Genomic DNA, 14,006 nt, shown 5'->3' with positions numbered 1-14,006 from the left:
GGAGTGCGGAGTTCGCGTCGCCGGATGGAGTCCCGCCCGTGCGCCTCGTTACGGTGCGGGAATGGATGCCACAGTCGAAGAGCTGCTCGCGGTGCTGCCCGCCGACCGCGTGCTCACCGACCCCGATCTGCTGGCCTTTCACCGCCGCGACGCGGCCGACCTGTGCACCGCGGGCACCCCGCTGGCCGTGGTGCGCCCGCGGGACACCGCCGAAGTCGCCGCAACCGTCCGGGTGGCCGCCGCACACGGTGTTCCCGTCGTCCCGCAGGGGGCGCGCACAGGGCTGACCGGTGCGGCCAACGCGGTCGACGGTGCCCTGGTGGTGTCGCTGACCGGGCTGGACCGGATCATCGAGATCGACCCGGCGGAGCGCATCGCGGTCGTGCAGCCGGGTGTCGTCAACGCCGACCTGCACCGCGCCGCCGCCGCGCACGGCCTCGCCTACCCGCCCGACCCGGGCTCCTGGGAGTCCTCGACCATGGGCGGCAACGTCTCCACCGACGCGGGCGGGATGTGTTGTGTGAAGTACGGCGTCACCGGCGAGTACGTGCTCGGCCTGGAGGTCGTGCTCGCCGACGGCGAGATCCTGCGCTGCGGTCGCCGGACGGTGAAGGGCGTCGCGGGGTACGACCTGACGCGGCTGTTCGTCGGCGCGGAAGGCACGCTCGGCATCATCACCGAGATCGTTGTCCGGCTCCGGCCCGCCGCCGGGGAAATCCGGACCCTGGTCGCGCTGTACCCCACGGTGGCGGCCGCCTGCGGCGCCGTAGCGGCGGTGACCGCCGCCGGCCACGTCCCGAGCATGCTGGAACTGCTCGACCGCACGCATCTGGAGGCCATCGAGGCGTACCGGCCGATGGGCCTCCCCGCGACGGCCGGGGCGATGCTGCTGATAGCCACCGACACGGGCGACCGCGCCGGGGCCGAGTTGGCCGCCATCGCGGACCGCTGCCGAGCCGCCGGGGCAAAGAGCCTGTACGTGTCCGAGGACGGGGTGCAGGCCCAGGCGCTGACCGCCGCCCGCCGACTGGCCCACCCGGCGATGGAACGCCTCGCGGCGCAGGCGTTCCCCGGCGGGCGAGGCGGCCTCGTGGTCGACGACGTCGCAGTGCCGCGAACGCGGATCGCCGAGTTCATCGAGGGGGTCGAGGAGATCTCCGCACGACACGGCCTCCTGGTCGCGGTGGTCGGGCACGCCGGAGACGGAAACCTGCATCCGGTCATCGTGGTGGACCGGGCGGACCCGTCCAGCATGGACCGCGGGCGGCGGGTGTTCGACGCCATCATGCAACTGGGCCTCGCACTGGGCGGAACCTGCACCGGCGAGCACGGCATCGGCATGCTCAAGCGGGACTGGCTCGCCCGCGAACTCGGCCCCGTCGCAATGCGGGTCACCCGGGCACTGAAGGCCGCGCTCGACCCGGCCGGGATCCTCAACCCCGGCAAGGTGATCGCGCCGGACCGGCCGCAACCCGGAAGACGACGGCCGCCGTCCCGACCGCGGGCATCGAAGAGAACGGACGCCACGAGGACGGTGAACCCATGACGACGAGCGGCGCACGGCCCGCGGTGGCGGTCATCGCCGGCACCCCGTACGACACGGGGCTCGGCGTCGAACTGCTGCGCGCCGAGGGCCTGCCCGCGCACCCGTACGCCATGGCGGCCTCGCCCGACGAGCAGGACTGGCTGCAGTACCACGACCCCGGCGCGCTGGCGGCCTCGTTCCACCGGCGCCTCGCCGGATTACGGGCGGACGGGACCGAACACGTCATGCTGTTCTGCAACTCCATGGCCGCGGTGGTGGACCACGACGACGCGGTGCTGCCGGTCGTCTCACCGGTCACGGTCTACGGCGAACTGCTGCCGGAACTCGGGTCGTCCCTGGTGGTCACCGGGAACGCCCAGGCCCTCCTCGGCTTCGAGCGCACCGCCCTGCGGATCGCCCCCCGGCACCGGATGCTCGGGGTGTCGGACCCCGCCCTGGTGCGCGGGATCGAGGCCGGTGACGTGGAGGCCGCCTTCACCGCCTCGCACCTGCCGACCACGCTGCGCCTGGCTCAGCACCTCGGCCTCGACGCCGTCGTCCTGGCCTGCACGCACTTCACCGCGCTCCTGCCGCTGATCACCGCCGTCTGCGACCTTCCGGTCATCGACGTCGGCACGCGGCTCGTGGAGCTCACGACGCTGGCTGCGACCGGATCGGTGGACCATGGTTGAGCTGTCCCGTGCCGACCTGCACGTCTCGGTTTCCGACCCGGCCGCGACCTCGATGAACTTCCTCAACGAGGTCGCGAGCCGGTTCCCCAACGCGATCTCGCTGGCCGCGGGCCGTCCCTACGACGGGTTCTACTCGGCCGAAGACGTGCAGCGTTACCTCGATGTCTATCTCAACCACCTCCGCGCCGACGGACTCTCCGAGGCACAGGTGCGCGGCCTGCTGCTCCAGTACGGGCGAACCAACGGCCAGCTCCACACCCTGATCGCCAGAATGCTCGAGACCGACGAGGGCATCGTGGTGCCGCCGGAAGCGGTGATGGTCACATCGGGCTGCCAGGAGGCCATGGTCATCGCCCTGCGGGCGCTGTGTACGCGCCCCGAGGACGTCGTCCTGGCAGTCGAGCCCTGTTACGTCGGGCTGAGCGGCGCGGCCCGGATCCTCGGCGTCGAGGTGGTGCCCGTACCGGAGTCCGCGGCGGGGCTCGCACCGGAGACCGTGGCCGAGGTGGTCCGTGCGGTCCGCGCCGCCGGAAAGCGCCCCCGCGCGCTCTACCTCGTGCCGAACTTCTCCAACCCCTCGGGCGTCTCACTGCCCGTGGCGACCCGCCGCCGGCTGCTCGACCTCGCCGGCGAGCAGGATCTGCTGCTGCTGGAGGACGACCCGTACGGCCTGTTCGGACTCGACGACGAGCCGCGTCCGACCCTGAAGGCGTTGGACACCGACGGACGCGTGATCTACCTGGGGTCGTTCTCGAAATCCTGCTTCCCCGGCGCCCGCGTGGGTTTCCTCGTCGCCGACCAGACCGTGGTCGGCGAGCAGGGCGGGCGCACCCTGCTCGCCGACGAGATGTCGGCGGTCAAGAGCATGCTGACCCTCAACACCTCGGCGGTCTCGCAGGCCGTCATCGGCGGCGTCCTCGTCGAGTCGGGCTGTGCCCTGCGCGCCGCCAACCGGGACAAGATCGCGTTCTACCGGAGCAACCTGCGCACCATGCTCGCCGCGCTGGAGCAGCATTTCCCGCGATCCGGGCGCGGCGCACGCGCGGTGCGGTGGAACGTGCCGAGCGGCGGCTTCTTCGCGGTGGTCGACCTGCCGTTGCGCGCCGACGAGACACTTCTCGAACTCTCCGCTGAGCAGTACGGCGTTCTGTGGACGCCGATGAGGTTCTTCTACACCGACGGCGGCGACCGCTCGGCCCGGCTGTCCTGCAGCTATCTGATGCCGGAGCAGATCACGGAAGGCGTGCGAAGGCTTTCCCGCCTTGTCGCGGAGAACGCATGACGCGCCGTCCTTTTACCGACGCAGGCAACGTGAGAGACGACAGCGCCGGTCCGGCACTGTGATTCTCGAAGTAGCTCGCTGGGGCGGCACGCCAGAGGCCAGATATTCGCCGGTGGAGGTAGAGACCGTGACGAACGCTTTACAGGATATGAAGATCGACTATGTCGAGTTCTATGTGGAAGATATCGGTCGAAGCCTCGCCTGGCTCGTCGAAGGCTACGGATTCGCCGTGCGCGCGAACTCGGCTCCGGGGGACGGTGCGACGCGGTCGGTCAACGTAGGGCAGGGGGGCATCGATCTGCTGCTCACCGAGTCGAGCGAGGACCACCCCGCTCGCGCCTACACGGAGCAGCACGGGGACGGTATCGGCGACATCGGCATCCGGGTGCCGGACGCGGCCGGGGCGTTCGCCGAGGCCGTGCGGCGCGGCGTACGGCCGGTCACGGCGCCGGTCACCCGGGGCGCGGCGACCACTGCGACGGTCGCCGGATTCGGCGACGTGACACACACGTTCATCCAGCGGCCGGACGGCTCGACGGCAGCCGACGGGCGTGGCCTCGTCGCAGTGCCGGGCCGCGACCCCGCCCCGGGGACCGGGCTGCTCGAGGTGGACCACTTCGCGGCCTGCGTCGAGCCGGGCCGGCTCGACGAGACCGTCGACTACTACCTGCGGACGCTGGATTTCGACCTCACCCTCACCGAGCGGATCGTCACCGGCGACCAGGGAATGGTCATCAAGGTGGTGCAGAGCAAGTCCCGTGCTGTCACGTTCACCCTCATCGAGGCGGACACCCACATGGCAGTCGGCCAGATCGACAAGTTCCTCAAGGACCACGACGGCCCAGGCGTGCAGCACCTGGCCTTCAGCACCGGGGACATCCTCACCACCGTGCGGGGCCTCGCCGATCGCGGCGTCGCGCTGCTGACCACGCCGTCCGCGTACTACTCCGTGCTCGCCGACCGGGTCCAGCAGCACCGGCACCCCGTCGATGAGCTGCGGGATCTGGACATACTCGTGGACGAGGACCACGACGGCCAGCTCTACCAGATCTTCGCCAAGTCCGTGCACCCGAGGAACACCGTCTTCCTGGAGATCATCGAGCGGGTCGGTGCGACCTCGTTCGGCAGCTCCAACATCAGGCACCTTTACGACAGCGTCAAGGCGCAGCAAGAAGCCGGTCCCAAGTCCTGAGGGACAGCCCTCAAGGAATCCGCTCGTCAATGGGAATGAGGAATGAGGTTTCCATGTCTAATCCATTCGAGGACCCTGACGCCCTGTACCTGGTCCTGGTGAATTCCGAAGGCCAGTACAGCCTGTGGCCCGCCGACGCCGCTGTTCCGGCCGGCTGGGAAACGGCACACGACGTGGATTCCCGCTCGAATTGCCTCGAATACGTCGAAGAGCAGTGGACTGACATGCGCCCCAACAGCCTTGTCCGAGCCGGACGGGCATGACCGGGATGGACCTCCAGCCGGAGTCGGTCGTCCCGGGGTGGAACGGCGCGGCGCGGGATGCGCCTGTGAGGGTGTTGCCGGAGTTGTTCGCGGGGCAGGTGGTGCGGGCGCCGGATGCGGTGGCGCTGGAGTGTGCGGGTGTGTCGTGGTCGTACGCGGAGTTGGATGCGTGGTCGAGTCGGCTGGCGCGGTATCTGCTGGGGTTGGGTGCTGGGCCGGAGCGGGTGGTGGCGGTGGCGTTGCCGCGGTCGCTGGAGTTGGTGGCGGCGGTGTTGGCGGTGTCCAAGACGGGTGCGGCGTATCTGCCGGTCGATCCGGGGTATCCGGCGGACCGGATCGACTACATGCTCACCGACGCCGCACCGGTCGCGGTGGTCACTGACCGGGCAACCTCCGCGCGCCTGCCGGACCTGGCGGACACGACCGCGATCCATGTGGACGCCCCCGAGGTCGCCGCGGCGGTGGCGGGGCAGTCCGGCGGCACCGTCACCGATCAGGACCGGCCGGCGCCGCTGCTGCCCGCGCACCCCGCGTACGTGATCTACACGTCGGGGTCCACCGGGCGTCCCAAGGGCGTGGTGGTGAGCCATCTGGGCCTGGCGAGCCTGTCCGCGTTCCTGATCAGCACCTTGGGAATCGGGCCGCAGTCGCGGGTCGGTCAGGTGGCCTCGCTGAGTTTCGACGCGGCCGTCATGGAGCTGGTCATGTCGCTGCCCGCCGGTGCGGCGCTGGTCCTGCCGGAGCAGCGGCAGCTGGCCGGGGAGGTACTGGCTGACGCGCTGCGAGGGCTGCGGGTCACCCACGCCCTGGTCGGACCTGCTGCCCTGTCCGGAGCGAATCCGGAACAACTGCCCGACCTGGAAGCCCTGTTGGTCGGCGGTGAGGCATGCCCGGGCGAGGTCGCCGCCGAGTGGTCGGCGGGCCGGCGGATGTTCAACGCGTACGGCCCGACCGAGGCGACGGTCTGCACGACGATGAGCGGGCCGCTGTCGGGAGGGGACGCGCCGCCGATCGGGAAACCGGTCTGGAACGTGCGGGCGTATGTGCTGGACGGCCGGCTGGAGCAGGTGCCCGCGGGTGTGGCGGGGGAACTCTATCTGGCCGGGCCGTCTCTGGCCCGGGGATACCTGAACCAGCCGGGGCTGACCGCGCAGCGGTTCGTGGCGTGCCCCTTCGCGTCCGGGGAGCGGATGTACCGCACGGGCGACCTGGTGCGCCGGCGGGAGGACGGCGAGCTGGAGTACCTGGGCCGGGCCGACGAGCAGGTCCAGGTCCACGGGTTCCGGATCGAGCCGGGCGAGATCGAGGCGGTGCTCGCCCGGCAGCCCGGAGTGGCCCGGGCCGTGGTGGTGGTCCGCGAGGACCGGCCGGGGGACCGGCGGCTGGTGGGCTATGTCGTGCCCGCGGCGGGGAGCCGGGTGGACCCGGGCGCGATACGGGCCGCCGCGGCACAGGCGCTGCCCGTCCACATGGTGCCGGTCGCGGTGGTGGCCCTGGACACGCTGCCGTTGACGGTGAACGGGAAGCTGGACCGCAAGGCCCTGCCCGCACCGGTCTTCGCCGGCGGGGCCGGCCGGGAGCCGACCACCCCAGCTGAAGGGATCTTGTGCGAGCTGTTCGCGCAGGTCCTGGGGGTGGAGCGGGTCGGGGCCGATGACAGCTTCTTCGATCTCGGCGGACACTCGCTGCTGGTGGCCCGGCTGATCAGCAGGGTGCGGTCGGCGCTCGGCGTCGAGCTGGAGATCCGGACGGTCTTCGACCACCCGACGGCCCAGTCGTTGGCGCGGTCGCTCGACGAGACCGGGGAAGCGTGGCCCGCGCTGGTGCGGGCGGACCGCCCGGAGCGCCTGCCGTTGTCGTTCTCGCAGCAGCGGCTGTGGTTCCTGGCGCAGTCGGAGGGCCCGAGCGCGACCTACAACGTGCCGGTCGCGTGGCGGCTGCGGGGCCGGGTGGACGCGGACGCGCTGACCGCGGCGTTCCGTGACGTGGTCGGGCGCCACGAGGTGCTGCGGACGACGTTCCCGGTGGTGGACGGGCAGCCGTACCAGCACGTGACGCCGGCCGCACTGGTGGTGCCCGAGGTCACGGTGGTGCGGGCCGAGGAGTCCGAGCTTCCCGCGCTGACCGACCGGGCGGCACGGTACGTGTTCGACCTGGCTGCCGAACCGCCCGTGCGGGCATGGCTGTTCAGGCTCGGCCCCGACGAGTGCGTGCTGGTGCTGCTGATGCATCACATCGCCAGTGACGGCTGGTCGCTCGGCGTCCTGCTGCGGGACCTGGAAGAGGCGTATCAGGCACGGCTGGCGGGCCACGCACCGCAGTGGCCGGACCTGCCCGTGCAGTATGCGGACTACACGCTGTGGCAACGCGAACTGCTCGGCGGGGACCAAGAGCCCGACAGCGTACTGGCTCGGCAGGTGGCGTACTGGCAGTCGGCACTCGCCGACCTGCCCGAGCACCTGGAGCTGCCCTTCGACCGGCCCCGTCCGGCGCATCCCTCCTATCGCGGTGCGCAGATCACGACGGATCTGGACGCAGAGCTGCACCTCGCACTGGTGGAACTGGCGCGGACCCATCAGGTGACGTTGTTCATGGTGCTCCAGGCCGGACTGGCGGTGGTGCTGTCCCGGTCCGGGGCCGGCACCGACATCCCCATCGGTGTCCCGGTGGCCGGTCGCGGAGGCGACGAAAAGCTGCACCAGCTCGTCGGATTCCTGGTCAACACACTGGTGCTGCGGACGGACTTGTCCGGCGACCCGAGCTTCGCGGAGCTGCTGGGCCGGGTCCGCGACCGGGACCTGGCCGCCTACGCGCACCAGGACGTCCCGTTCGAGCGGTTGGTGGAGGTGCTGAACCCGATACGTTCGAGCGCTCACCACCCCCTGTTCCAGGTGATGCTGGCCGCAGACGACGACACGTCCAGGCAGTGGAGGATCCGCGGTCTGCGGGCCGAGGACATGCACCTGGACGCGGGCTCGGCCAAGTTCGACCTGACGCTGACGTTCCGGCCGCGGCACGGACCGGACGGCACCCCGGACGGGATCAGCGGCGTGCTGGAGTACGCGGCGGACCTGTTCGACGAGGGCACGGTGCGGGCGCTGGCCGAACGGCTGGTGCGGCTGCTGGGCCAGGTCGCGGCCGACCCGGCGCTGCGCGTCAGCGGCGTGCGGCTGCTGACCGCGGCTGAGCGCGAGTCGGTCGTCTCGGGGTGGAACGGCGCGGCGCGGGATGTGCCTGTGCGGGTGTTGCCGGAGTTGTTCGCGGGGCAGGTGGTGCGGGCGCCGGATGCGGTGGCGCTGGAGTGTGCGGGTGTGTCGTGGTCGTACGCGGAGTTGGACGCGTGGTCGAGTCGGCTGGCGCGGTATCTGCTGGGGTTGGGTGCTGGGCCGGAGCGGGTGGTGGCGGTGGCGTTGCCGCGGTCGCTGGAGCTGGTGGCGGCGGTGTTGGCGGTGTCCAAGACGGGTGCGGCGTATCTGCCGGTCGACCCGGGGTATCCGGCGGACCGGATCGACTACATGCTCACCGACGCCGCGCCCGTCGCGGTGGTCACGAGCCGGCAGGCCGTCGGGGACCTGGCCACCCGGAGCCCGCTGGTCGTCCTGGACGATCCCGAGGTCGCCGCGGCGGTGGCGGGGCAGTCCGGCGGCACCGTCACCGATGAAGACCGGCCGGCGCCGCTGCTGCCCGCGCACCCCGCGTACGTGATCTACACGTCGGGGTCCACCGGGCGTCCCAAGGGCGTGGTGGTGAGCCATCTGGGCCTGGCGAACCTGTCCGCTTTCATGATCAGCACACTGGGCACCGGCCCCGCGTCACGGGTGGCCCAGCTCCTTTCGCTGAGCTTCGACATGTCGCTGCTGGAACTGCTTTCGTCCCTGCCCGCCGGTGCGGCACTCGTCATCCCCGAGCCGGGTCCGCTGGCCGGGCAAGAGCTGGTCCGGACGCTGCGCGAACTGCGGGCCACCCACGCGGTGGTGGCACCGGCTGCTCTGGCCGGGGCGGCAGCCGAAGGCGTGCGGGGATTGGAATGCCTGGTCGTCGGTGGTGAAGCCCTCCCCAGCGAGCTGACCGTCGAGTGGTCGGCGGGCCGGCGGATGTTCAACGCCTACGGCCCGACCGAGACCACCGTGTGCACGACGATCAGCGCGCCGCTGTCGGGCGGGGACGCGCCGATCGGGAAACCGGCCTGGAACGTGCGGGCGTATGTGCTGGACGGCCGGCTGGAGCCGGTGCCTACGGGCGTGGCGGGAGAGCTCTATCTGGCCGGACCGTGTCTGGCCCGGGGATACCTGAACCAGCCGGGGCTGACCGCGCAGCGGTTCGTGGCGTGCCCCTTCGCGTCCGGGGAGCGTATGTACCGCACGGGCGACCTGGTGCGCCGGCGGCAGGACGGTGAGCTGGAGTACCTGGGCCGGGCCGACGAGCAGGTCAAGGTCCGCGGATTCCGGGTCGAACCGGGCGAGGCGGAGGCGGTGCTCGCCCGGCAGCCCGGAGTGGACCAAGCCGTCGTCGTGGTCCGGGAGGACCGGCCGGGGGACCAGCGGCTGGTGGGCTACGTGCAAGCGGCTGCCGGAACCGTGCTGGACCCGGCGCAGTTGCGGGCCGCGGCCGGACAGGTCCTGCCCAGCCACATGGTGCCCTCCGCCGTGATCGTCCTGGACGCGCTGCCGTTGACGGTGAACGGGAAGCTGGACCGCAAGGCCCTGCCCGCACCGGCCCTCGCCGGCGGGGCCGGCCGGGAACCGTCCACCCCCGTCGAAGGGATCTTGTGCGAGCTGTTCGCGCAGGTCCTGGGGGTGGAGCGGGTCGGGGTCGATGACAGCTTCTTCGACCTGGGCGGGCACTCGCTGCTCTCCGCCGTGCTCGTCGCCCGGCTGGAGGAGCAGTTCGGACTCGTGATCAGCCTGCGAGAGTTCCTGGCCGACCCGTCCGTCCGGGGCGTCGCCGGCCGGGTCCCGGCGTCCGCGACCGAACAGCCCTGATCCTCGAAGCCACGCCCGTAGGGCGGGAGGGACGAAATGAACGACCTGGCCGCCAGCGGTGTCACCCTCTACTCAACAGTCCGGTCCAGCATCGGACACGGCCGGACTTCCCACCTGCGCACGCTCCTGGAGCTTGCCGGGTGGGTGGACGACGCGGGCTACCGCGGCGCCCTGGTCTACAGCGACAACACGTCGATGGACGTGTGGCTGGCGGCTCAGGCGGCCATCGCGAACACCGCCTCCTTCGTACCGCTCGTCGCGGTACAGCCACTGGACAAGACTCCGTTCGCGGTGGCCAGGGCGGTGTCGTCGCTTGCGCACCTGTACGGCAGGCGAGTCGACATCAACTTCGTCAGCGGCGGATTCATCCGCGATCTCGCCGTCCAGGGGGACACCCTGTCGCACGACGCCCGCTACGACCGGCTCACCGAGTACGTGGGGATCGTCAAGACGCTGCTCGGTGGCGGCATGGCCAATTTCGCGGGCGAGTACTACACGGTCCGGCGGGCCCGGCTCACCACGGCGGTGCCCGACGATCTGCTGCCCACGGCGTACGTGTCCGGCTCGTCGGCGGCCAGCCTGCAAGCCGGCGAGTCGCTGGGCCTCGGCCAGCTCTCGTTCCCGGTGCTGCCCGAGGACTTCGCGAGCCCCGGCATACGCAAGAACAGGTTCGGCTCAGGCATCAGCATCGGCATCATCGCGCGGGACGACTCGGCCGAGGCGTGGCGGATCGCCCACAAGCGGTTCCCGGCCGACCCGGAGGGAGCCGAGCGAATGAAGCTGCTCCTGTCCGCCGGCGGCTCGTCCTGGCAGCCGCAGCTGGCTTCCGTTCCCATCCCCGACGAGGCGCGGGGGCAGCCGTACTGGCTGGTTCCCTTCCGCTACCACCACACCTTCTGCCCCTACCTGGTGGGCAGCCACGACGAGGTGGCACGGGCAGTGACCACGTACCTGAACGGAGGCATCCGCACGTTCGTGCTCGACATCCCTCGCGAGCCCGACGACCTGTGGCACGCGCGGATCGCGATCGAGCGAGCCGCCGCGGCCATGGACAGATAGCAGCAGCCATCAGCCGTCCCGCGCCGGGTCCGTCGGCGCGGTCGAAGGTCGCAGGCGTCCGCCTGCACGGAGCGAAGGAAAGCAATGGCAGACATTACTGAGACCGACGTAATCGTCGTCGGCGGCGGCCCCGGCGGTTCGACGGTGGCGACGTTGGTGGCCCGGCAAGGCCACCGGGTCGTGCTCCTGGAGAAGGAGCGGTTCCCCCGCTACCAGATCGGCGAGTCGCTGCTGCCGTCCACCGTCCAGGGCATCTGCCGGCTGCTCGGGGTGTCCGAGGAACTGGAGCAGGCCGGGTTCCCGGTCAAGCGGGGCGGCACCTTCCGCTGGGGCGCCAACCCCGAGCCGTGGACGTTCGACTTCGGCATCGCGCCCGAGTTCGCCGACGCGGCGGCACCCGCCTACCAGGTGGAGCGGATGAAGTTCGACCAGATCCTGCTCGACAACGCCAGAAGGAACGGCGTCGACGTGCACGAGGAGCACACCGTCACCGACGTCGTCGAGGAGAACGGCCGGGTCTGCGGGGTCAGCTGCACCGACGCCGCGGGCGTGCGGCGAGAGTTCCGCGGCCGGTACGTGGTGGACGCCTCGGGCAACCTGAGCCGCATCCACTCCCGCGTGGGCGGCAAGCGGCAGTACTCGGAGTTCTTCCGCAACCTCGCCCTGTTCGGCTACTTCACCGGCGGCAAGCGGATGCCCGCCCCGACCAGCGGCAACATCCTGGCCGTCGCCTTCAGCGCCGGCTGGTTCTGGTACATACCGCTGTCCGACGAACTCACCAGCGTGGGCGCGGTGGTGCACCGCGACGCGCTGGACCGCGTCCAGGGGGACCGCGAGCAGGCACTGAACGCGCTGATCGCGGAGTGCCCGATGATCGCCGACTTCCTGTCCGACGCCCAGCGGGTCACCAGCGGCCCGTACGGCGAGATCCGGGTCCGCAAGGACTACTCCTACATCCAGGAGAGGTTCTCGCGGCCGGGAATGGTGCTCGTGGGCGACGCGGCGGGCTTCATCGACCCCGTGTTCTCCTCCGGCGTGCACCTGGCGACCTACGGCGGACTGCTCGTCGCGCGCTCGCTCAACACCGCCCTGCGCGCGACGACCGAGGCCGGGATCGACGAGAAGACGCTGTTCGAGGAGTACGAAGTCCGCTACCGGCAGGAGTACATGCGCTTCCACGAGTTCCTCGTCTCCTTCTACGACATGCACTCCGACGAGGAGTCCTACTTCTGGAAGGCCAAGAGGGTCTCCGGCGGCACGGCCTCGGAGCTGCAGTCCTTCGTGTCCCTTGTCGGCGGCGGCTCCTCGGACGAGCGCGCACTGGTCGACGCCGGCTCCTACGGCAAACGGCGGGACGTCGAGGAGGCGATCTGGTCGGTCGCGCAGGCCGGAGCCAACATCCAGGTCCAGGCCGCCACCGGAAGCACCGTGGACGAGCAGGTACCGGTCCGCGCCGACGGGCTGGTGCCGTCGGCCGACGGGCTGCACTGGGCCCTGCCCGCGACCGCGGCAGCGTGAGACAGGGGTCAGCCCCACCCTCGGGTGGGGCTGACCTCTGTGCGGGGGGCGGTCCGTCACGCGTACGCCGACAGCCGGTGACCGGTGCCTCGGGGCCCACGAGCCGGGGAACGAAGCGCGCCACCGTGCCCGAGCGCGGACGGCCCGGCGCCACGACGGGCGGTGCCGCCGGGAGCCGGGCCGTGCGCGCAGCGCCGTAGCGAACGGGTACGGCGCTGCGGTGACGCGGTCAGGCGGCCGCGCTGCTCGCTTCCGCACGCAGCCGCACGGGCAAGGAGCGATGGCCGTTCATGATGAACGTCGGCATCGGCACCAACTCGTCGCGCGCCGCGGCCAGGGACAGGTCAGGGAAGCGCTCGAACAGGGCCGACAGGCCGATCGTGGCGGCCAGGCGGGCGATGCCGGCGCCCAGGCAGTAGTGCGGGCCGTAGCCGAAGGACAGGTGGTCCTTGTTGCCACGGGCGATGTCGAAGCACTCCGGGTTGTCCGGGTGCAGGCCGGGGTCACGGCCCACCGCGGCGTAGTTGATCAGTATGGGATCGCCCTTGGGTATGGTCACGCCGTCCAGCTCGATGTCCTCGGCCGCGTAGCGCAGCGGCAGGCTCGCCAGCGGGGACTGCATGCGCAGAATCTCGTCGATGACGTCGTCCCAGCTGTTCTCGCCCGACAGGACCTTCGCGAGCTGCCCGGGGTGGGTCAGCAGCTCGGTGACGGCGTTGTCGAAGAAGTTGATCGTGGTCTCCGAGCCGGCGCCGAGAATGGCGAAGATGGTGTCGGCCAGCTCCTGCTCGGTCAGCCGTGAGCCGTCCTCGTCGCGGGCGGCGATCAGGTCGCTGGTGATGTCCTCGCCCGGATGGGCGCGCTTCTCGGCGATCAGGTCCGCCATTGCGCCGCGCCAGCCCTGAAGGATGCCCTGCGCGGTCTCCGGGGACACCGTGGTGTCGATCATCATGTCGATGACCTTGGCGGTGGCGGCACGCTGCTCCTCGCCCATGCCGATCAGCTCGGCGACCAGCATGCCCGGCAGCGGGTAGCAGAATCGCTCCTTGAGGTCGACGACCTCTGCGGCGGGCGTCGCCTCGAGCGCGTCGAGCAGCATCGTGGTCAGGCCGGTGATCAGGGGGCGGATGGCCTCGGTGCGGCGCGGGGTGAACGCCTTGCCGATGAGCTTGCGCAGCCGCACGTGATCCTTGCCGTAGGACGTGGACACGTTGTCCATGGCCACCCAGCTGATCATCTCCCAGTCCGGCGCCAGCTCGCCGTTGTAGAAGGCCGGCCAGTGGTTGCGGGCGCTCTTGGTGACCTTCGGGTTGGACAGCAAGTCCTTGATGACGCTGTGCGAGGTCACCGACCAGACCACGATGCCGCCGGGCAGTTCGACCTGCGCGGCCGGCCCGAGCGCCCGCAGCGTGGCTGCCTCGGCGTGGATGTCCCGGCCCGTCGTATCCATCACGGGACAACGCTCTTCCATCAGGATCCGCTCCTTCGTAGCC

9 protein-coding genes are annotated in these 14,006 nt (G+C 70.9%); 8 read left to right on the top strand and 1 reads right to left on the bottom strand.

The window, feature by feature from the left end:
- The first annotated feature begins 61 nt into the window (after positions 1-61).
- From E6R18_RS08435 to E6R18_RS08400, 8 genes are all read left to right on the top strand, one after another.
- Positions 62-1,546, top strand: a complete 1,485-nt coding sequence (locus E6R18_RS08435) for an FAD-linked oxidase C-terminal domain-containing protein (RefSeq protein WP_136316229.1) — start codon at positions 62-64, stop codon at positions 1,544-1,546.
- Positions 1,543-2,217, top strand: coding sequence for an aspartate/glutamate racemase family protein (locus tag E6R18_RS08430; protein ID WP_136316228.1), 675 nt, complete (start codon positions 1,543-1,545; stop codon positions 2,215-2,217). The genes E6R18_RS08435 and E6R18_RS08430 overlap by 4 nt, the downstream gene beginning before the upstream one ends.
- Positions 2,210-3,499 carry a PLP-dependent aminotransferase family protein gene (locus E6R18_RS08425; protein ID WP_136316227.1) on the top strand — a complete coding sequence of 430 codons (1,290 nt, stop codon included), beginning with the start codon at positions 2,210-2,212 and terminating at the stop codon, positions 3,497-3,499. Before E6R18_RS08430 ends, E6R18_RS08425 begins: the two co-directional genes overlap by 8 nt.
- 148 nt (positions 3,500-3,647) lie before the next feature.
- On the top strand, positions 3,648-4,691 hold the full coding sequence (hppD, locus tag E6R18_RS08420; RefSeq protein WP_136316226.1) for a 4-hydroxyphenylpyruvate dioxygenase: 1,044 nt from the start codon (positions 3,648-3,650) through the stop codon (positions 4,689-4,691).
- 53 nt (positions 4,692-4,744) lie between these two features.
- On the top strand, positions 4,745-4,954 hold the full coding sequence (locus E6R18_RS08415; RefSeq protein ID WP_136316225.1) for an MbtH family protein: 210 nt from the start codon (positions 4,745-4,747) through the stop codon (positions 4,952-4,954).
- Between the two features lie 65 nt (positions 4,955-5,019).
- Positions 5,020-9,936 carry a non-ribosomal peptide synthetase gene (locus E6R18_RS08410; protein WP_168712299.1) on the top strand — a complete coding sequence of 1,639 codons (4,917 nt, stop codon included), beginning with the start codon at positions 5,020-5,022 and terminating at the stop codon, positions 9,934-9,936.
- Between the two features lie 36 nt (positions 9,937-9,972).
- Positions 9,973-10,995, top strand: a complete 1,023-nt coding sequence (locus E6R18_RS08405) for an LLM class flavin-dependent oxidoreductase (RefSeq protein WP_136316223.1) — start codon at positions 9,973-9,975, stop codon at positions 10,993-10,995.
- A gap of 84 nt (positions 10,996-11,079) precedes the next feature.
- Positions 11,080-12,513: a tryptophan 7-halogenase gene (locus tag E6R18_RS08400; RefSeq protein ID WP_136316222.1), complete on the top strand. Its 1,434-nt coding sequence runs from the start codon at positions 11,080-11,082 to the stop codon at positions 12,511-12,513.
- A gap of 229 nt (positions 12,514-12,742) precedes the next feature.
- On the opposite strand, the gene E6R18_RS08395 is transcribed toward E6R18_RS08400, so the two are convergent.
- On the bottom strand, positions 12,743-13,984 hold the full coding sequence (locus tag E6R18_RS08395; protein WP_136316221.1) for a cytochrome P450: 1,242 nt from the start codon (positions 13,982-13,984) through the stop codon (positions 12,743-12,745).
- Between the last annotated feature and the right edge of the window lie 22 nt (positions 13,985-14,006).

Origin of the sequence: Streptomyces sp. A1277 (assembly GCF_004795015.1) — a bacterium.
Classification (GTDB): domain Bacteria; phylum Actinomycetota; class Actinomycetes; order Streptomycetales; family Streptomycetaceae; genus Streptomyces.
This window is presented reverse-complemented; position numbering and strand designations above follow the sequence as displayed.